The following is a 20,569-nucleotide window of genomic DNA, read 5'->3' as shown; positions in this document are numbered from 1 at the left end:
ATGAATAAAGACTGGTTAATTTTAGTACAAAAATTTGACGTTGAAAGTGCTAGAATAAAATTCGAAAACATCTGTGAAGGATTATTTAGAAAATTAAATCCTACAAAAACGGTAAGAACTGTAAGAGTTAATCACGGCGATGGAGGGATTGATGTTTTTGTTGGAGAGATAGGAGAAGAACCTATTGATGTAATTCAATGTAAGTTTTTTGTTAACGGTATTGAAGAATCTCAACAAAATCAAATTAGAGAATCATTTAAAAAAGCAATTGGATCTAACGAATTTGAAACTAAAAGTTGGACTTTATGCATTGTAAATATTTTAGACTTACAACAAAATAAATGGTGGAGTTCTTGGAAAAAAAAGAATGAAGAAAACTACCAGCTACCGAGCAACTTTATTTCTTTAAAAGATGGTAACGCGATAATTGATTTAATAAAAGAGCATAATCTATATAATACGTCTTTTGAATTAGAAGATAGTCTAAAGATCGATGAAATTCATCAGAAATTAGTTAGAGAAAATTCACAAATTGATATTGGAAGCATTCTAAAAAGTACTTCCTACGCATTATTGCAAGTTAGAAATTACATTGAAGATAAGACCAATGCTCATATTGTAAGAAGTGAAGTTACATCTATATATAATTGGATAATTCAAGATCTACCATCAAATCAAAAAAATGTTTTGATTTTAAAAGGAGAAAAAGGATTGGGAAAATCTGCCATATTAAAAGATTTATATGAGAAGCTTAGCATAGAAAAGTATAATGTTTTAGGGCTAAAAGCAGACAAGTTCTATTGTAAATCAATTGTTGAACTTGAAACTAAGTTATTTGATAATTTACTTTCATTTGACAAGTTAATTAAAGAAACTGTAGGAAAAAGAGAAAAGCTAATTGTTATAATTGACCAAATTGATGCTATGTCTCTTACACTTTCTTCGAGTAGAGAATATATTGAAACTTATAATAAACTTATTTCGAAGTTGCAAACCTATCAAAATGTTAGAATTATAATTTCTTCCAGATCATATGATTTAAAATATGATTCTGAATTAAGTATTTACAATTCTGACAGCTATAAAAAAATATTAGTCAATCTTTTTTCAGAGGAAGAAGTTAAAAGTATTCTTACAACTTTTAATATAAAACATCCCTCACAAAAAGTTTTACATCTACTAAAAACTCCTAATCATTTAGATATTTTTTGTAGAATATATGATAGTAATTCAAAGCGTGAAATTGATTCAATTTCTACATTAAAAGATTTATATGATCATTTATGGAAAAAATATATCTCTCCACGGAAAGAATTTAAACTAAAGGAACTAATATATAAGATAGTTCAGAGGATGTATCAAGAACAGAGAATTTCTGTAGGAAACATCTACGAAGATGATTATTTTTCTGAAATAGGTTATTTGAGTTCAAATAGTATCTTAATTGAATATGATAAAGAAATTCAATTCTTTCATCAAACATTTTATGAATATGCATTCGCAAAACACTTTGTTGATAATGATAGGAATCTTGAATCTTACATTATTGAAAATGAACAAAGCTTGTATGTTAGGTCAATCACTAAAATGATTGTTGAATATTTAAGAGAGTCTGATATTCAGAAGTATATTAATACAATTAAAAATATTTTAATATCAGATAAATATAGATTTCATATAAAATCATTAATAATTAGTCTACTAGGTGGAATTAAGAATCCTTGTGAATTAGAAAAAAAGTTTGCTCTTGAGGTTTTGTTTGAAAATGATGACTATGAGAATGTATTTATAAGTTCTATTCATTCATTTGGATGGGTTAACTTTTTTATTTCTGAAAACATTCCGTCAAACTATTTTAGTAAAACAAAGATAGGTACCGAGACTGAAGAGGAATATAAATTTAGAAAGAAGAAATATTCAGATTACAATTGGAGTGTATTTGTAAATAACATAAATGAAAGCCCTACAAAACTCATTGACCATCTTGAGTTACTAAACTTTGAAAATAAAGAATTTTTTATTCCAAATTTACTTTTCTATATTAATGATTGGAGTGACGCTGACCTTATACCTTATTTTGAAAAATACATTCCTTTTCAAAAGGAATCAGAAGGAAAAAGAGATAATCATTATTTTTATGAAGTTCTTAGAAAAATATTTCCACATAATAAGGAATTTGCTTATGGAATGTTAGGAACTGCTGTTGCTGATTTCTATGATAAGTTTGAATTCAATTATAGATTTGAGCATTCTTTAAATGAAATTGTCAAAGATTTTTGTAAAACTGCTCCATTAGAATCTTTTAAATATTTGTTCTCTATCTATAAAGAGATAGTTGATAAAACAAAAACACCATATTTATATTATGGAAAAATTGAATCTCCACTTTATAAAAGTTCAAAAATAAATGATAAAGACACTCATCAAATTTATTCTGGAAAACGTGGATTAGAGGATTATTTGGAAGTATTTATTCTAAATAGTAACACAACCTTTTTCTTAGAATTTTATCAGAATTATAAAAATTCCGATGATACTCTATTACTAAAAATGATTATAAAAAAATTAGATTTTAACTATTCCTTTTATAGGAATGAAATTCTTGAATTGATTGAAATCCTTACTTATAAAAATATATTTGGAGGTAGTGATGATGATTTGCAACTTCAACTCAGAATTTTAATTAGTAATGTTTATAAATTATTAGAAAAAGAACAAAGAGAATTCATTGATAATATCTTATTGGATCTTAGAACTACATATGATTATTGGATTTGGAAAGATGAAAATGGAAAAAGAAGAATCAGTTTAAACGAGTTTGGAAAAAAGAAATATCTCTTTATAAAAGCACTTCCTTTTGATGAACTAATAAAAAACAAATTACTCTTCAAAACATACAAAGAGCTTAATAGAAAATTTGGAGATCTAAATCCTAAAATAGCTACTGATACTTCTGGAGCTACATGGTCTTCTGTAAGTCCTCCTCTATCAGAATCAGCTTGTAGAAAAATGACTTTGAAACATTGGAAGAAAAGTATGATTAAGTACAATGAAAATTATAAGTCAGATAGATGGGCATTCGGTAATATTGAAGAGCATTCAAAAGTGTTTCAAAATATCGTTAAAGAGAATCCAAGTAAATTTTACGAATTCATAGAAGGTTTATTTAATGATAAACAAATTTCAGAAAAATATATTTTAAGAGGAGTAGGAGGATTAATTGATGGAAATTATAATCCTAATAAAGTTAAGAAACTATTCAAACAATTAATTACCCTTGATATTATTAATAGTTATTATGGAAGTATTGTTAACCATTATATTGGGTACTTTATTGAAAATAAGAATATCGACAAGGACATTGTTCTTTATTTAAGTGATTTAGCTCTTAATTACCCTACTAAAGACAAAGAACACAATCCTAATTATCCATTACATGATGCAGTAAATTCAGTTGTAGGTTCTGCTTTGAGTGAATTAATTCATTGTTTTTATAATAAAGAGTTTGAAGAGATCATTTTTTCAACAATTGAAAAGTTGATTGAAAAACCATGCTGTAATGATTCTGTAAAAATCATGATTCTTAATGACTTAGTACATCTTAATCGTTTAAACATTATAAGTGCTTTTAAGATTTTCAGTAAGCTAACTGATACCTCAGATTCTAAAATTTTAAAACATTCTATTAATCCTTCTCAGTATTTTAATAATAGATTTCATGATGAAATGGATTGTTATTTTGAAAGGGTTTTTGAATGTCCTGAAATATACAAGCAAAATTATGTATTGATTTCTAGCTGGATTTTAGGCTTAGATAATGAAAAAAAATGGTACAATAAATTTATCGAAAAAGGTAAAGATGCAAAACTATGTGCAATAGATGTTGCTGAAAATTTCCTGATAGATGAAGATACTGGAGTAATAAATGTAAAAGCACTCGAAATACTTTCAGAGTTTTTATCAGAAACTGATAAAGAATTTGCAGGAGAATATTCTTGTGTGATTCTAAGAAAATTTAAACCCGAAAATTTTCAATATTTTTTCCCATTCCTTAATGAATACTCAAAAACAGTATTATGTAGAAAAGACCCAAGATACTTTTTACAATACCTTTCAACATGTTCAAAAAATTATCCAGAAAAATGCTTAGAATTACTTGAAAAAATAGATTTTAGAGACAAACCTGATATTCAAGATAGTGGTCATTATGACAAAGAACCAATCCAATTAATCCTTGCAATCTATAGTAAATTAGTTTCAGAAGTAATTAAAAATAAAACTTTAATTAATCAATCTTTGGATATTTTTGATGGTATGTTAAAACATAGACATTTAAGAAATAATGCTAATCAAGCGATTGAAACAATACAATAGTTCATGATGGATTATATGACCAGTGCCGGAATTGAACTGTTATTTCTTGTTTTTTTCAAATAAATCATAGTCAGAAGATTTCGGAAAAATGCCTCCAATCTCAGGAGACTTCGTAAATCGGGATTATCGAGTCTTACAAAACGTGCTTGAATTAATTTGTCGTCCATCGAGAATAAATTTGCACAGGAGAATAAAATTTAATTTCTATTTCAACAAAATTGGTTATTTTAGTACACTTAAGCGATTAAGTTAATGTTTTTGTATATTTGTAAATTAAAGATCTTACAATACATCAAGTATTGTAATCTTCCCCTCTTTAGGCACACTCAAAAGTAGAGTTTTTTGTTAATATTTTATTGTTGTCGTTGTTGAAATTTTGTTGGAATGTGGGAAACTCATTTGCGTTATTTTGATTGAGTTTTCCATATTTCAATAAAAAATCCCGTGGTGTAAGGTATTGTAACGCACTATGCGGTCTCTCATTATTGTACATCCACATCCATATTTCTGCATAATTTCTCATTTGTCTGATGTTCTCAAAGAGGTAAACACTTAAAAACTCTGTCCGGAACGTTCTGTTAAACCTCTCAATCAATGAGTTTTGTGTAGGTTTCCCTGGTTGAATGAAGCCCAGTTCGATATTCTCTTTGCGGCAATAATCTTTCATTTTTTCTGCAATAAATTCCGGTCCGTTTGTAATCTTCCCCTCTTTAGGCACACTCAAAAGTAGAGTTTTTTGTTAATATTTTATTGTTGTCGTTGTTGAAATTTTGTTGGAATGTGGGAAACTCATGTGCGCTATTTTGATTGAGTTTTCCATATTTCAATAAAAAATCCCGTGGTGTAAGGTATTGTAACGCACTATGCGGTCTCTCATTATTGTACATCCACATCCATATTTCTGCATAATTTCTCATTTGTCTGATGTTCTCAAAGAGATAAACACTTAAAAACTCTGTCCGGAACGTTCTGTTAAACCTCTCAATCAATGAGTTTTGTGTAGGTTTCCCTGGTTGAATGAAGCCCAGTTCGATATTCTCTTTGCGGCAATAATCTTTCATTTTTTCTGCAATAAATTCCGGTCCGTTGTCCACTCTTATTTTTTCTGGTTTTCCACGCCACTCAATTAATTGTTCGAGTTGAAAAATTACTTTTGACGAGGGCAAACTGCTATCAATAGTGATGTTTAAAATCTCTCTGTTAAAATCGTCAATGATATTAAGGGTTCTCACGCTTTTGCCATTTTCCAAACTGTCGTGCATAAAATCCATGCTCCAAGTCACGTTCGGATAGATGGGGCGAACCAGTGGTTGTTTTATCCGTGCTGGAAGCCGCTTCTTCCTTTTGCTTCGCAAATTTAATCTCATTGACTTATAAATCCGGTAAACCCTTTTGTGATTCCATCCAAAGCCTAAGTTTTTCAACCGATTGTGCATCATCCAAAACCCCCACGTTTGATTAGAATCCGCAACTAAAATAAGTTCTGCACGGATCTCATCATCTGAACTTTTAAATACCTGACGATAATAATAAACTGAACTTCTTAGACTGAACACTTTACAAGCCTTGCGCAAACTCATGTTATGGATCTCTTTCGAATATTCCACCAACTCACGCTTCTCACAAGGCGTTAGAGCTTTTTCGATCACATCTTTTAAAACGACAATCTCCAAAGTTTGCTCAGCTACAATCTTTTTATATTGCGAAAGTTGCTTTTCCATCTCTTTCATCTTTGAAAGTTGCTGAACATCCAATCCACCATATTTACTCTTCCAATTGTAAAAGGTTGGCTGACTTATTCCGTGATTGCGGCAAATCTCATTCACCGTCTTTCCCTGATTTTGTTCAGATAAAATCTTGATAATCTGAACTTCTGAAAATTTACTGTTTTTCATATTCTTCCCAAATTTAAAAACTATATTTTTAATCGTTCCTGTTTTTGGGGAAGATTACAGTATTATTTAAGATAAAATCTCTAAAAATCGTCCGATATCAAAATGGAGAAAGTTTTAATTGATAAAAATATTGTTGTAGCAGGCGAGTTTAAACCATCTGCATATGATAAATTATACTTTATAAAAAATGAAATTCTAGAGGAAGAAGATTTCTTAGAAGACAGTATATTCTTGCCTGATAATTCTATTGTATCGACTGAAAATTTTAATATTGATATTAAATTTAATAGGATAATTATATCATTTAAGAAAAAACTAAATTCTGAAGAACTAAAATTAGATAGTTTTTTATCTCATTTATCTGCGACATTGTTTGGTTTTAATTTTAAATGGCTTTTGATTGTTGATGATTTTTTGGAGTTTTCCAAAGCAAATTTCTTTTTTGAACAAAATAAATTAAATCATTTTTTTCCTGAAAGCGAAAGTTCTTATGGCTATTCAATTAGTTCTACTTTTGAAAATAGCAAGGTGAGATTAAGAATTAATCCAATCGAATTAGTTGCTAAAGATGGCACTAATACAAAGGAAGCCTTAGAATTTAATTTCAATTATCATTTTTGGGATAATTATAAAGAAACAATTCAGCAGTTTGAGAAATTTGAGTCGCATTCAAATAAAATATTAAGCGCTTATGAGTGATATAAAAGACTTTGACATTGTAATAAGTAAAACTTCTTACAGCAGTGATAACAACTATTTAAACTCAGGATTTATATTACCAGAAGAGAATGATATGTGTTTTACATCAATTAATTCATTTAGCTTTAATACGACAGAACCATCATCATATCAATTATTAATAGGGCATATTGAGAGAGAGAATATTTATATTAGTGCTATTCGTAATTTGATAAAACAGAAGAAATATTTAAGTCTAGTTTATGAATTGTCCAATGACTATATTTCGGAAGAAGAGTTTCATAATGAATTAGACTCGAAGGAAGATGAATACCTAATCAAAGTTGAGCATAACCATTTATCGCACTCAAAGATTGATAGTTTCATAAATGTTTTATCTAAAATTGATGTTGATTTCGAGGAAGATGATTTGTTAGAAATTTTCTCAATTATGGGTTCTAATATGGATTCGAACTTTTTGTCGCTAAAATATTCTAAATGTATTTTAAATGATAAAACTCGTCCATAATAATTCTACTATAGAATGCTTATCCGCTAAAGTCATATCGAGAAAGATTATGCCTGGATCATTCATTGATCTTCCGAATATTGGAAAATGTTTTTCTTATAAATGCTCTAGAAATAGTGAGGCAAAAATTCTAAAAGAACTTACTCCTAGAGCAGCAATTGTTAATGAGTTTTCAGGTTTAGAACTTGATACGATTTTAGAGTGTGAAAATTTATATGTTGCAGTAACAGCAACAAAACCATATAAACTCGATGTGATTAATCATTCAGGAAGGCATAAGGCTCGGACTTTTGAATCCAAAGAATTTACATTTGCTAAAGTTATACTTCAACATCATAATATTAAATTTTTAGTTCCTGAAAAAGAAATTAAATATTTACCTAAAAGGATTGACTAATATTTTTAGTTTGGATTTTTTATAAAAATGACATTATCCCGCAAAGTGTGTAATTTTAAAAGTTTGAGACTTGAGTTTTTTATAATCTGAGCCTTTTTTCAAATATAAGCATAAATTGATTGAGTAAGATTTTCAAATTTCTACTGGCATGGTCTTTTTTTAAGGCTTATCTTATGGCAAGGAGAACCTCAGTGGTGTACTTTGTGTCGGAATGTCACTCTTTTTTAATGAGTCATTAAAAAGTATAATTCGCGCTTTTTTCTTAAATAATGCATTTAAGTGTTGCACTTTATCTCGGAATAATTGGTGCACTTTTTTTTGGAATAATTGGTGCACTTTGCTTCCGAATGGTGATTTGTTTTACATTAGAATATCTACATATTGATGTTTTCATTTTTCTGTATTTTTGAAATATCCCAAATTTTTTTAATATTTGGAATTAAACATTACCTTTCATTCCCAATCATGGTTTATATTAATGATTTGTTTTAAATAATCATTTTCTTTTTTGATTTCTTCGCAGTTTTGAGCAAAAACAAAGTTGGATACAATTATTAATAATAGGAGCAATTTATTTCTCATAATTTGTTTTTAAGTTTTATAGATTATAATAATTATTTTTTACTAACATTTTGAAATTCCAACTTCCATCAGGATTTGCTATCTATAATAGCTAGCTTTTCATTTCATTTCTTGCATAAAAAACGAAAGCTTATGTTATTATGTACAGTTCTTTATCGTCAATAATTGTACAGAACTTTTTTTAATTTAATATTATTTCTGGTGCGACTAATTCTGCTAATTTAGAAGCTATATCTTCCATTGAATCTTTAAAGTACTTAAACCACTTCGTGAACCAATTAATGGCTCACATCACGTAACTCATCGTAAGCTGTGTTATGAACAATTGGAATCGTTTTCCCATAAAAACCAAAAAAAGGGTCTTTTAACCCTTTTATAAATAAGAACTCCAATTCTCGTCAGAATTTAAGTTTTGAAAATTTTTCTTTCGCTGCAAATTCTAAATTCATATAATATAATTCTTTTTGGGCTGTAAGTTTTTTCTCAAGACTTAAACATTCTTTAATGATTGATAAAATTGATTCTAAGGGTTGTAAAATAAATAGGGCGTGAAAATCTAACTCTAATAATCGGCATACTTTAAGCAAGTTAGCCCAGCTAGTAGAATTCTCATATCTTTCTATTCTACCAATAGTAGTACCATTGGACTCAAACATTAGACCCAAATCATCTTGTGAAAGTCTTCTTCTTAACCTTTCTACTTTTACTATACAGCCGATTTGTAAGCCTAAAGCATCAATTTCTTCATTACTAAATTCTTGCATTCAGTAAAATTTGTGATTATTAATAAAATTATTCGATACAAATATGTATTGAATAGAAAATATTTATTATATTTGTCTCAAGATTACATTCAAAAATGTAATTTTGCGATACTTCAAAGAATAATAGAAGCTATTGCTTAGAACCTCGACTTGAAAACTGGTAATTTTTAGTACACGAGAGGATAAGTATAGTAGCTCACGCTAAAGCGTGGGCTCACTTATCTGTGTACACGGTATACCAGTACCTCAAGTCGGATATGTTGAGTTCCACGCTGTTTTTGTATCCAGTATTCTCAATTCCCTAAGCCCGCTTTTCAATATAAAGTATCTACGACACTTACAATGGTGTGCACAACCATTGCGGCTTAATTGCTTCGCGGGAAATTGGGTTCTTAAACACTGAAACAAAATAACCTTCATGCCCCAAATCATGAAAAAACTCCACCTCTAAAATCTCACACCTCATGTCTCACCTCTAATATCTAATAAAAAAAACATTCATATCAATGCTCCTTAAAGGATTGGTCCTTAGCGGGAAAGTGACCCTACTGCAAAAGCGTTTCTACACACTTTCCCCTAAGACAATCCGATCAATTTTGGTCACTAAGCGAAGCTGAAGCCAAAAGAAAAAAGAGCCAAGCAAAAAGAGTTAATCTGTATAGCTATTTCAGGACGGGTCAACCTAAAAAAATGCCCGAGGATCCTTCCCGGATGCTTCATGGTTCCCCCTAGGATACTTCATGAGGAGTTCATGAAAAGTGTTTGAGAATTTCACTACAAAAGTGCAGTTCAGAAAAATGGTAAATAATAGAAACTATGATATTTTTTTATAACAGTCATAAAAGAACAAGACATTCATATCAACTATTTTAAAGGATAGTCTTTAGCGGGAGAGTGACACTTCTTCATAAGTTTCTACACGCTTTCCCCTAAAGCATTCCGAATAATTTAAAATTATAAAAAAGAAAGCCCTTTCCCTAAAGTTTGCAGACCCGACAGGAAAGAGCACAGAATTAATTAATGTATAACTAAAACCTTTACAAAACTATGAAAAATAAGTTTTGCAGGGAAATTCTTTCCCTGATCTTTATGATGCTCCTGTTTTCGCATGCAGGTGCCCAACAGAAACCTCTGAAAATCGGAGATGCCCTACCCGAGAAAATATGGCGCACTCCTTTACAAGTCGTCAATGCGCCACAGAAAACGATGACGCTTTCTGCAGATCAAGACAAACTCATTCTGCTCGATTTTTGGGCGACGTGGTGCAGCAGTTGTCTGAAGGCATTTCCTAAAATGGAAAACCTTCAGCAGCACTACGGAGACCGCATCAAAATTCTTGCGGTCAGCAGCCAGGATCGCGCTACCCTGGAAAAATTCTTTGCTTCAAAAAACGGTCAACGATTCAAAGGAATGGTGTCGGTAACAGATGATCAGCTTTTTACGACACTTTTTCCCCATGCAGGTGTTCCCTTCATCGTCTGGATCAAAAATGGAAAATTGCTGAATACCACGGATGGAGATCAGGTAAGTGAAAAAACGATTGCGGAAGTACTCAATGACTCAAGATCTTCACTGCAAACGGTGGTGCAGCGTGATGATGATGGACCGCTTATGATATCATCTAATCTCCATCTTGAAAAAGGATTTACGCTCAACCATTATACTTTTTTTGGAAAAGGCAGGGTAAGAGGGTTAGGCTATGGTACTAAGTTTCATAGGGAAGCGGGAAAAACCTATGGAAGACAATTTACCAACCTTTCTTTATTGGAGATTTACAGAGCGATTGCGCAGGAGCTCTTTAACCAAAATGGGGAGAAACTGAATGTAAAACGAATACATAATTTAGTTGAACATCGCGAAAAAATTGATTTTACACCCGACAGTGAAAATGAATCTCAATTATATTCGGTGGATTACCTCGTTCCAAAAGCAGAATCGGATTCTCTGTACCGCAGAATGTTGCGGATGGTTAATGAAAATACAGCCTACCATGCGATCATTCAGAAAAAACCGACCAAGTGTTTGGTGTTGAAACGCACTTCAACCCAAGATAAAATAGCGACTAAAGGCGGCGTATCGATTAACACTTTTCTGAAAAATCCCTCGGTACTGCAGAACACGACTTTAGATTTTATGTTATCCGCCCTGAATGCGAATAATGATTTTACCGCCCTTCCGGTAATCGATGAGACTGGTTATCAAGGAAACGTGGATTTGCGCTTTTCAGCCATAAAAGACCTGAAAACTTTGCAAAAAGACCTTGCCGCCTATGATCTTGCGTTAGAGGAGACCGAAAGAGATTTGAACGTCTTGGTCATTGAAGATAAAAAACCCTTAAAACCATAGTATATTATGAAAAAACTTTTACTAATACCATTGATCTGTAGCAGTATTACGATCTTGGCGCAGCAAGAGCTGACCGGAGTGGTAGTGGATGCAGTAACGAACAAACCCATCGCTGGAATTCGTATTGCAGTTGCAGAGACCCCGCTCGTCACTCTTACCGATGATGAAGGACGTTTCTCCTTGAAACTTGGTGAAGCAAAAGTGATCTCGGTACCCCTGCTTCTTTCCGGGTCGGGATACAAAAAAAGCGAAATCACTGCCCACCTCTCGCAGAAGCAACTGCTTAAGATTTACCTGTCTCCAAAGATGATCGATATCGAAGAAGTGAGCCTTTCTACAGGGTATCAGAAAATACCGAAGGAACGGGCAACAGGATCTTTCTCTTCGGTGAACCAAAAGTTATTGCAGCAGCAGGTAACTACTAATATTTTGGAACGTCTTCCTGCTATTACGAGCGGACTGATGGTGGGTACGGGACTTACTGGAAAAGGGCAGTTGATGATTAGGGGACTAAGCACCCTGCAGGGACCTAAAAGTCCTTTGATTGTTGTGGATAATTTCCCGTATGAAGGAGATCTCAGCCGGATCAATCCCAATATGGTAGAGAGCATCACCGTATTAAAAGATGCTGCCGCATCCAGCATTTGGGGCGCCAAAGCAGCGAATGGCGTTATCGTGATTACCACCAAAGGCTCCCGATTCAATCAGCCGCTATCTGTAGAATTTACTTCCAATACAACCCTAAGTTCCAAACCAGATTTGAGTTACAGCAGGCAAATTTCGAGTTCAGATTTTATTGATGTAGAAATGCAGCTTTTTAAAAATGGCTACTACAATAGCGATATCAATTCTTCCAGTCATCCGGTATTGACTCCAGTAATAGATTTGTTGAACCGGGAAAAGAAAGGCCTGATTTCTCACGCAGAAGCCATGAAGCAAATCGACAGGCTTCGGTCGGTTGACGTGCGGGATCAATATCGGAAATACATGTATCTGCCGATGGAGAACCGACAATACGCCATAAATGTGTCCGGCGGTTTCCCTAATTTCTCCTGGACCTCTTTCATTGGTTTTGATGACAATACCGGAAGCTTGGGTGAAAAGTACCAAAGGTTGAATACCCGATTCCAAAATGTTTGGAAACCTATTAATCAATTAACCCTTACTACGGGAGTGCAATTTTCCAATACCGATTCTAAAAGCGGAAGAAGTGCCTATAACAGTATCACCATGAAAGGAAACTGGAAAATTCCCTATTTAGAAATGGCGGATAGCAATGGTAATCCATTAGTAGTGAATGCTGATTATGATCAAAATTATAAAAACAGTCTCATTGGTCAAGGTTTGCTTGACTGGAATTATTATCCACTCACCGACTGGCAGCATACCTTGGCTAAAAATACCACGAACGAGATCATCCTCAATGCCGGCATTAATTATAAATTGCTGAAAGGTTTAGATGCAGATGTGAAATATCAATACCAGCGTTTGAACGGACAAAGCTCTAATAATAATGATGAGCAAAGTTACAATACAAGGTTTCTGATCAACAGTTTTGCACAGCGCAATACTAATGGCACCATCAAATTCATCATTCCAAAAGGAAGTATTTTGGATAAAGGCAATACGCAGACGGGCATCGACAATTTTCGGGGACAGCTTAATTATAATGCTGCGTTTAAGAAACATCAAATTTCCGCCATTGCAGGAGGAGAAAGCCGAACAACGGTTACCAAAGATGAAGGGAACCGATACTACGGCTACAATCAAAATGACATGTCAACTGCCGCTGTAGATTATACGCATAACTATCCCGATTTTGTAAGCGGAGCCAATATCTACATTGCAAAAAATAATTCGCTACGTGAAACCCATCTTAATTTTTTATCATTTTATGGCAATGCTGCCTATACGTTTGATAAAAGATATACGGTATCTGGAAGTGTGAGGAGGGATGCGAGTAATCTCTTTGGTCTGAAAACTAATGACCAGTGGAATCCATTTTGGTCCTCGGGAGCAGCATGGAACATCTCTAATGAAAACTTTTATCAATTGGCGTGGCTTCCTGTTGTCAAAGTGAGGGGCTCTTTTGGATATAGTGGAAATATCGATCCAGCCATGGTCGCTGTTACCACAATTGCTTATGATACTGATGTATCAATTTACACCGGAGAACCTACGGCGAGGATTGATCAGTATTTCAATCCCAAACTGCGCTGGGAAATGCTTAGGATGATCAATTTAGGAATTGATTTCGAAACCAAAAACAATAGGATCTCAGGATCACTTGAATATTACACTAAAAAAGGCAGCAATTTGTTTGGGCGGGCTCCGATTGACTACACCACCGGCATCACTACTTTATTATGGAATGTTGCGGGAATGAGCGGCAACGGAATTGATATTGTTTTGAATACGAAGAATATAGACAAAGCATTTAAATGGAATACTATTCTCAATTTCAGTTCCTATAAAGACCACGTCACCGAATATTACCTTCCGAATACGTTTGCGAGCAACTTCGTTGCGGCCGCAGGGACTACAGCTCCTATATCTGGAATCATTGAATTTCCTGTCTATTCGGTTTTTGCCTATAAATGGGCGGGTCTTGATCCTAATACTGGTGAAGCCAGAGGATATTTGAATGGGCAGATCAGCAAAGACTACACCAAAATATTGGCTTCGGATACAGGGATCGAAGATTTGCAGTACTTTGGTTCAGCCCTACCTACCACTTACGGATCACTAATCAATTCCATGAGATTTCAGCAGTTCAGTGTCGATGTAGGAATCACCTATAAATTCGGATATTGGTTCCGCCGAAATTCCATCAACTATACTTCCTTCATCAGTGGAAGAGATGGGCACAGCGATTATGCGAAGCGATGGCAAAAGCCGGGTGATGAACTGATCACAGACGTTCCATCTGCTGCTTTTACTACAAATTCAGCAAGAGATAGTTTTTACAATGGCTCTGCAGTCCTTGTAGAAAAAGGAGATCATGTCCGGTTACAATACCTCAATATTGGGTATCAGATTAAAGAGGAAGCTCTCCGAAATGCGCGCTTAAAAAATCTGCAGCTTTACTGCTCCGTCAGTAATTTGGGTATACTCTGGAAGGCTAATAAATCTGGTATAGACCCCGATTACAACTGGGGAACCTACTCTCTGAAACCTGTCACTACTTACACACTAGGGCTTCGTGCCCAATTTTAAAACAATGATTATGAAAAATAAAATCGTATTACTCGTTTTGATGTCTTTGCTGTTTTCAATTACTGCATGCAGAGAGTTTCTAGAAGAAAAATCGGATACCAAGCTGGTTACGCCTCAAACCTTGCAGGATAATCAGGCATTGCTGGATCGTATTAGTAATTTATTAGGCGACAACAGCATCAGCGGAGAAATTTCTGCAGACGACATTTATATTACAGACAGCGATTATAACGGAGTGAGTTATGAATCGGATAAGCGACTTTACACTTGGCAACCAAATTTAGTCGCAAGAGGAAGTGGAAATGATTGGAGAAATTGCTTTAGCAGAATAAATATTTGCAATACCGTTCTGAATAATCTTGAACAGTATCAGATTTCCAATGCGGATGATGTAAGAGGGCAAGCTTTGGCAGTTCGAGCTTCCATTTATTTGGAAGCGGTCCAAATCTGGTCCTTAGCCTATACCAAAAGTACCGCACAAAAAGAGTGGGGCTTACCGCTGAGATTAAGCCCTGATATAAATCTTCCGTCGGTACGTACTTCATTACAACAAACATATGATCAGATTTTAGGGGATTTGCATACCGCTGTTTCCCTTCTTCCTGATCAGCAGGTCTCCGCTGCCCGGGCATCTAAGGCAATGGCGCTGGGGTTTTTAGCAAGAACGTACCTATATATGGGAGATTATCCCAACGCATTACTTTATGCTACAAAAGCTTTATCAATAAATAACCAATTGATGAATTTTAATACCCTCAATTCTGCAGACCCTTATCCCATAAAGGAGATGAATGTAGAAGTATTGTTGCCTACTTTTGTTGGGTATTCACCCATATTAGGAACGAATGCCGCAAAGATTTCAACATCGATTTATAACTCTTATGAAGATAATGATTTGAGAAAGAGGGTCTATTTTAAAACTAATACCCTGGGAGAAATCATGTTCAAAGGAAATTATTCTGGTAATTCGACCAGAACATCGATTCTGGCAAATGACGAACTCTACTTGATTGCAGCGGAAAGTTATGCACAGTTGGATGCGGTCGATAATGCCATGGGAATTTTAAATCAGCTGTTGGTAAAAAGGTGGAAATCTGGAACCTTTATCAACTTTACTGCACCCAACAAGGTCGCTGCTTTAGCGCTTATTTCTACAGAGCGGCGCAAAGAGTTGTTGTTTCGAGGCATTCGGTGGGCAGATTTGAAAAGGTATAACCGGGATGGAAAAAATATTATTTTGCAGAGAACCGTGAATGGGCAAACATACACTTTACCCCCGAATGATCTTCGATACGCGATCGCAATTCCGGAAGATATTATCAAACTCACCGGTATGCCTCAAAATCCAAGATAACACTAAAAAGGCGGGAATGACTTCCCGCCCCTTAGTAAAAATCATCTCCCCTTAAGGTGCTGATTTTCTGCTCTCTGAAATGTCTAAGACTTGTTGATTGTCCTTGGATTCAAGAACATCCACGAGAGAACTGTTTTGCGGAACAATCAATTTACAAGGTCGTACTCCCGAAGTTGAACAACCAATTTCAGCACTATTGGAAGTGGTCCAGTTACTGACATTCTGAAATGCACCTTCGCTCATATCATCACTATTATAGTAATAAGCGGTATCTGCAGCTCTTTCTTCTGCCATTTTAAATGACATGGTAACTCCTGCTGTTAGCAAGGCGATTGCCACTAAAAAGTGGTTTCTTAAAAATGATATTGTTTTCATTTTTCTGGTCTTTTTTTAATAAAAAAGATTCCCTTAAAAACTCAAATGAATTAATAATTAATTACGTATTCTGCCAACTCTTGGCAGACTGTTATCTGCGACGCAAAAGGATTCGTCAATCTTTTTGCGTTCGTGATGCAAACAGGAATTCACTGTTTATAAAGTTCACTGAATGCCTAGGACATTCTACTCTGAAAAGCGTGCACGCTTTTTATATTTTTTTATTTTGATCTCCCTGCCTTCATTGTCAAAATACCAGTGAGGGCAGTGATCATTAATCCTAGATTTAAAACTAGATTGTCTTTCCAAGTCATCTTTTCAAAAAGTCCGATACAGGTGCAGGGGAGGTTTTTACTGTCAGTCTGGATGAGGGCAATATATCCTGCAAAGACCGTTACCATTCCGAAGGTTAAGCATAAACCCCATAATCGGGAATGCTCATAACACAGCAAAAAAATAGCGGTCACCTGAAGAACAAGAATGCTGTAAGCCAACGTCTCACCAAACCGCTGAAGTCCCGGTGCCTGCTCCAATTGATTTCTAAAGTATTCGAAATTTCCTGCTTTGCTTATTACAGCGTACGAAAAGAGAATCACGAAGAAGACGGTTATGATAGTACAAATTATTTTTTTTAAAATTTTCATGACCAAAAATTTATAGTTAGTTTTTAACACATTAGGATCAATTTCCATTCGATTTTTTTACCACCGTAATTGGGCATTTCACTACCTTTTGATATTGCACACGTGGTTTTGAAATTTCCTATACTTTCCCATATTCCACTCTGGGGACATAATAAACCACTTTTACGGACGGTAATTTTTACAGGTAAACTCATGGTGTTTCTAAGTTTATTCCTTTTTATTTACTACCCTCCAATCTTGTCCGTCTTTAATCGGCGGATTTGGATTTTTTACAGTGTCTTTTGCTGCACTATGAATCGGGTAGATTACGTATGCTTCTAGCAGGTTTTCACTAAAAGTAGGACGAATTACTTCTTCAGATTCTCTACATGAGTAAACACCTAAAGTAAATAATAAAATTGCTGAATAAGAGATTAACTTTTTCATAATAATTGATTTTGTTTTAAGTTATCTCGGCCGAGTTTTGAAGAATTCTTAGTTCAAATGTAAGCGAGTGTTAGCTGTTATAAAAGACTTTGTGGGTGTGATTTATAATTTTTTACGTCCATATTCTTAAATTTTGACAAGCTCTGTAGTATGTCAATCTTGTGGAATAGAAAATCTCGCAATCCGAAATGTATTTTTAAATAATTACCTTTTATAAAAAACAATTAGCATAATTTGTCTAATTTTGAAAAGCATCTTTATTTAAAAAGTGGGGTTATGAGTTGCTTTAAAAAAATATCAATTGTCGTTTTGATTGCCGTAATATTTAATTGTTTACGTGCGTCTAATCCTTCTGACTATACAGCAATCAGAAAAAATTACGAGAATTTTAAAAAAAATGATAAGAAGGCGCTTCCTTACGTAAATTCATATATTAAGAAAGCAAAAAAGGAATCTAATTTCCCCAAGTTGGTCCAGGGTTACAGAGATGCCGTTCTTTTTAATTCGTCGGCCTATCAAAAACTGGTTTACTCTGACAGTATGATATACGCTGCATTACGATCAGGTGATGAAGATTTAATTAGTACGGCGTATTTGGGAAAAGGTATTATTTATTATTCCGATTTTAAAAGGTTTAAACCGGCATTAGATGAATATGTGAAAGCATATCAATATTCGAAAGACACCAACGATAAGTATTTAAAGCATAAAGTGATTTATCATTTGGGAATGGTAAAAAATTATCTGGGCTATTATGAAGAAGCATTAACGCACTTCATAGAATGTGCAGGTTTTTTCGAGACTAAAACTAAAGAGAATCTTCACACGAACGAACTTTACAATAATACAAGAGGTTATTTTAATAGTTTACATCAATTAACTATTTGTTATGGGAATACGCAACAATACGTAAAAGCCGATAGTATTATTACGCTAGCTTTTGCTAAAATTGATAAGTCTGATAAAACCCATGATTTTTTGATCGAGCGTAGTTATTTTTTAAAGTCGAGGGGAATCTTAAATTTATGTCTAAATAATTACGAAGGAGCTACCAATGACTTAAATCAAGCTCTTCACAACATTATTAGGGTAGGCGATTTTGAATGGGCGTCCATTATTTATTACAATCTGGGAAGAAGTCATTTGAAATTTGATCACGATAAAGCGATCAATTATTTCCAAAAAGTTGATTCTATTTTTACCAAGCATCGTTTTGTGGTGCCTAGAATTAGAAACAATTATGAATTTTTGATCAATCATTATAAAGAGAAAAAGAATATTGAAAGGCAATTATACTATACAAACCAATTATTAAAAGCTGATAGCTTACTTTCCAAGGATTTTACGTATTTATCACTTAAAATTCATAGAGAATATGATAGACAGAGCTTGTTAGATCAAAAAAAAGGTTTGGAGAAGAGTAATTTTAATAGAACGATGCTTGCGTCTGTACTACTTCTGTTGATTATTATTTTGTTAATCTATTATATATTTTATTTCCGAAAAAGAAGAGAGGTCAAACTTAAATATCTGGCATTACTAAATACATTAAATGATGATCAACGAGGGATTGGTGTAGAAAGAAATATTCCTAAATCTGCTGCAGAATCCAATAGAAAACTTACTGATACAATAACTCTTGATTTAATTGAAAAATTTAAAATATTTGAAGAGAATAAAGATTTCCTCAAACCAGGTTTAACGCAGAATAAGTTGGCGGTCAGAATGAAAACAAATACTAATTATTTATCAAAGTTTATTAATCAATCTAAAGGAATGAATTTTACTCGGTATATCGCCGAATTACGAATTGAGTACATCACTAAATTACTTTATACGGAGAGAAAATATCTTAATTATAATATTGAAGCTATTGCTGAAGAATTTGGATATGCGAACCGTCAGAGTTTTTCAGATCAGTTTTTCGAAATTAATGGAATCAGACCAATCGACTTTGTTAAAAGGAGAAAAGCAGAAATTGAAAATGATAATGATTGATCGAGTCTAATTTGTTTTTGTACATTTTATAAAAAATTATGATTACAAAAACAGTTTTTAGAAAAATTCATCATGTATTAAACAAATTAAATTCTGAATTAGTCCAAATTTCGGAAGAACAGGAGAACGTAATTTTTTCTGCCGAGTTTTCGTTAATGAAAATTGATGAGGCGATACGAGAAGTTAAATCTCTCATCTCTGAACATCGTTTTGAATGTGTCGCAGATGAGGTCTTATTTTTCAAAACGCAAAAACCGTTGTTCATATCAAAGTTTATTTATTTTTCAAAAATTCTGACTATCGAAGCTTCGAAGCCGGTGGCTGGTCAGAAAGAAATTAAAAAGCATTATTTGGCTGAGCTTGCGAAATTGAAGCAATATCATATAGATAATAAAGACTTTCATAACTACTACTTGCGTAATGCTACGTATCTGGATCATAAATATTTTGTGCGTAAGTCATATGATCTTAAGATGGAGCTCTCACCCGAACTATATAATTTTGACGAAAACTTTACAACCTCTCATGACAATAAAGTAGCTTTCATAATGGCCAACGAATTTTTGGAAATTTATTTAATAAATTCAATAAATAATATTGGATTAGTTTCTTCGGAAAACAAGTCTAAATTTCCTCTAGTATGGTCGGCATCGAAGGTTTCTTTAGTTGAACTTTTGTATGCACTTTATCTTACACGTTCTTTTAACGGTGGAAATATTGAATTCACTGAAGTAATTAAAGCAATTGAAAAGTTATTTGAAATTGATTTAGGGAATTCTTATAAAACCATTGCTGAGATTAGAAATCGTAAAAATGGAAGAACCAAATTTTTGCAATTACTGAATGATAATTTAAATCAGCTGTTTCTCGACAGTGATAAATAGTATAATTCTTCGTTAATTTCCAGTTATTGAGCAAGTCACACACCAGCTTTTAATTCAAAACTATTTATCAATAGGCTTTACAAAAGAATCGTTCGGTAGTACCGATG

The 20,569-nt window shown here is 33.4% G+C and carries 15 protein-coding genes; 9 read left to right on the top strand and 6 right to left on the bottom strand.

Annotation, left to right across the window (positions count from 1 at the left end):
• Positions 1 to 4,374 (top strand): ATP-binding protein, encoded by a 4,374-nt coding sequence (locus Q73A0000_RS05930; protein ID WP_193813161.1) that lies wholly within the window; start codon positions 1 to 3, stop codon positions 4,372 to 4,374.
• A gap of 316 nt (positions 4,375 to 4,690) precedes the next feature.
• On the opposite strand, the gene Q73A0000_RS05925 is transcribed toward Q73A0000_RS05930, so the two are convergent.
• Both Q73A0000_RS05925 and Q73A0000_RS05920 read right to left on the bottom strand, forming a co-directional pair.
• On the bottom strand, positions 4,691 to 5,092 hold the full coding sequence (locus tag Q73A0000_RS05925) for an integrase core domain-containing protein (RefSeq protein WP_244140848.1): 402 nt from the start codon (positions 5,090 to 5,092) through the stop codon (positions 4,691 to 4,693).
• Positions 5,085 to 6,269 carry an IS3 family transposase gene (locus Q73A0000_RS05920; protein WP_193813159.1) on the bottom strand — a complete coding sequence of 395 codons (1,185 nt, stop codon included), beginning with the start codon at positions 6,267 to 6,269 and terminating at the stop codon, positions 5,085 to 5,087. Before Q73A0000_RS05920 ends, Q73A0000_RS05925 begins: the two co-directional genes overlap by 8 nt.
• 102 nt (positions 6,270 to 6,371) lie before the next feature.
• Here Q73A0000_RS05920 and Q73A0000_RS05915 point away from each other — a divergent pair, with 102 nt between their 5' ends.
• The 3 genes from Q73A0000_RS05915 to Q73A0000_RS05905 are packed head-to-tail and all read left to right on the top strand — an operon-like array spanning position 6,372 to position 7,873.
• Positions 6,372 to 6,968: a hypothetical protein gene (locus Q73A0000_RS05915; RefSeq protein ID WP_193813158.1), complete on the top strand. Its 597-nt coding sequence runs from the start codon at positions 6,372 to 6,374 to the stop codon at positions 6,966 to 6,968.
• The gene (locus Q73A0000_RS05910) at positions 6,961 to 7,476 is read left to right on the top strand and encodes a hypothetical protein (protein WP_193813157.1); all 516 of its coding nucleotides are present in this window, start codon (positions 6,961 to 6,963) and stop codon (positions 7,474 to 7,476) included. The genes Q73A0000_RS05915 and Q73A0000_RS05910 overlap by 8 nt, the downstream gene beginning before the upstream one ends.
• On the top strand, positions 7,457 to 7,873 hold the full coding sequence (locus tag Q73A0000_RS05905; RefSeq protein ID WP_208458805.1) for a hypothetical protein: 417 nt from the start codon (positions 7,457 to 7,459) through the stop codon (positions 7,871 to 7,873). The genes Q73A0000_RS05910 and Q73A0000_RS05905 overlap by 20 nt, the downstream gene beginning before the upstream one ends.
• A gap of 980 nt (positions 7,874 to 8,853) precedes the next feature.
• Here Q73A0000_RS05905 and Q73A0000_RS05900 read toward each other — a convergent pair.
• On the bottom strand, positions 8,854 to 9,219 hold the full coding sequence (locus tag Q73A0000_RS05900; RefSeq protein WP_193813155.1) for a helix-turn-helix transcriptional regulator: 366 nt from the start codon (positions 9,217 to 9,219) through the stop codon (positions 8,854 to 8,856).
• Between the two features lie 1,047 nt (positions 9,220 to 10,266).
• Between Q73A0000_RS05900 and Q73A0000_RS05895 the strand changes: the two genes are divergently transcribed.
• The 3 genes from Q73A0000_RS05895 to Q73A0000_RS05885 are packed head-to-tail and all read left to right on the top strand — an operon-like array spanning position 10,267 to position 16,135.
• On the top strand, positions 10,267 to 11,565 hold the full coding sequence (locus Q73A0000_RS05895; protein WP_193813154.1) for a TlpA family protein disulfide reductase: 1,299 nt from the start codon (positions 10,267 to 10,269) through the stop codon (positions 11,563 to 11,565).
• A gap of 6 nt (positions 11,566 to 11,571) precedes the next feature.
• Positions 11,572 to 14,781 carry a SusC/RagA family TonB-linked outer membrane protein gene (locus Q73A0000_RS05890; protein WP_193813153.1) on the top strand — a complete coding sequence of 1,070 codons (3,210 nt, stop codon included), beginning with the start codon at positions 11,572 to 11,574 and terminating at the stop codon, positions 14,779 to 14,781.
• Positions 14,782 to 14,791: 10 nt separating this feature from the next.
• Positions 14,792 to 16,135, top strand: coding sequence for a RagB/SusD family nutrient uptake outer membrane protein (locus tag Q73A0000_RS05885; RefSeq protein ID WP_193813152.1), 1,344 nt, complete (start codon positions 14,792 to 14,794; stop codon positions 16,133 to 16,135).
• Positions 16,136 to 16,186: 51 nt separating this feature from the next.
• Here the strand turns inward: Q73A0000_RS05885 and Q73A0000_RS05880 are convergent, their stop codons facing one another.
• The 3 genes from Q73A0000_RS05880 to Q73A0000_RS05870 all read right to left on the bottom strand — a co-directional run bounded on the left by Q73A0000_RS05880 (position 16,187) and on the right by Q73A0000_RS05870 (position 17,580).
• Entirely contained in the window at positions 16,187 to 16,510 is a 324-nt protein-coding gene (locus Q73A0000_RS05880; protein WP_193813151.1) for a hypothetical protein, read from the bottom strand.
• Between the two features lie 221 nt (positions 16,511 to 16,731).
• The gene (locus Q73A0000_RS05875) at positions 16,732 to 17,202 is read right to left on the bottom strand and encodes a MauE/DoxX family redox-associated membrane protein (protein WP_193813150.1); all 471 of its coding nucleotides are present in this window, start codon (positions 17,200 to 17,202) and stop codon (positions 16,732 to 16,734) included.
• A 159-nt stretch (positions 17,203 to 17,361) separates the two neighbouring features.
• Positions 17,362 to 17,580 carry a hypothetical protein gene (locus Q73A0000_RS05870; RefSeq protein WP_193813149.1) on the bottom strand — a complete coding sequence of 73 codons (219 nt, stop codon included), beginning with the start codon at positions 17,578 to 17,580 and terminating at the stop codon, positions 17,362 to 17,364.
• 276 nt (positions 17,581 to 17,856) lie between these two features.
• On the opposite strand from Q73A0000_RS05870, the gene Q73A0000_RS05865 reads away from it, so the two are divergent.
• Positions 17,857 to 19,578, top strand: a complete 1,722-nt coding sequence (locus Q73A0000_RS05865; RefSeq protein WP_193813148.1) for a helix-turn-helix domain-containing protein — start codon at positions 17,857 to 17,859, stop codon at positions 19,576 to 19,578.
• Positions 19,579 to 19,616: 38 nt separating this feature from the next.
• A complete protein-coding gene (locus tag Q73A0000_RS05860; protein WP_193813147.1) occupies positions 19,617 to 20,462 on the top strand; it encodes an RteC domain-containing protein in 846 nt (281 codons plus the stop codon).
• The last annotated feature ends 107 nt before the right edge of the window (positions 20,463 to 20,569 follow it).

The sequence above is a fragment of the Kaistella flava (ex Peng et al. 2021) genome (genome assembly GCF_015191005.1).
In the GTDB taxonomy this organism is placed as follows: Bacteria; Bacteroidota; Bacteroidia; order Flavobacteriales; family Weeksellaceae; genus Kaistella; species Kaistella flava.
The sequence above is the reverse complement of the archived record's forward strand: the minus strand, read 5'-3'. Positions and strand labels throughout refer to the sequence as shown.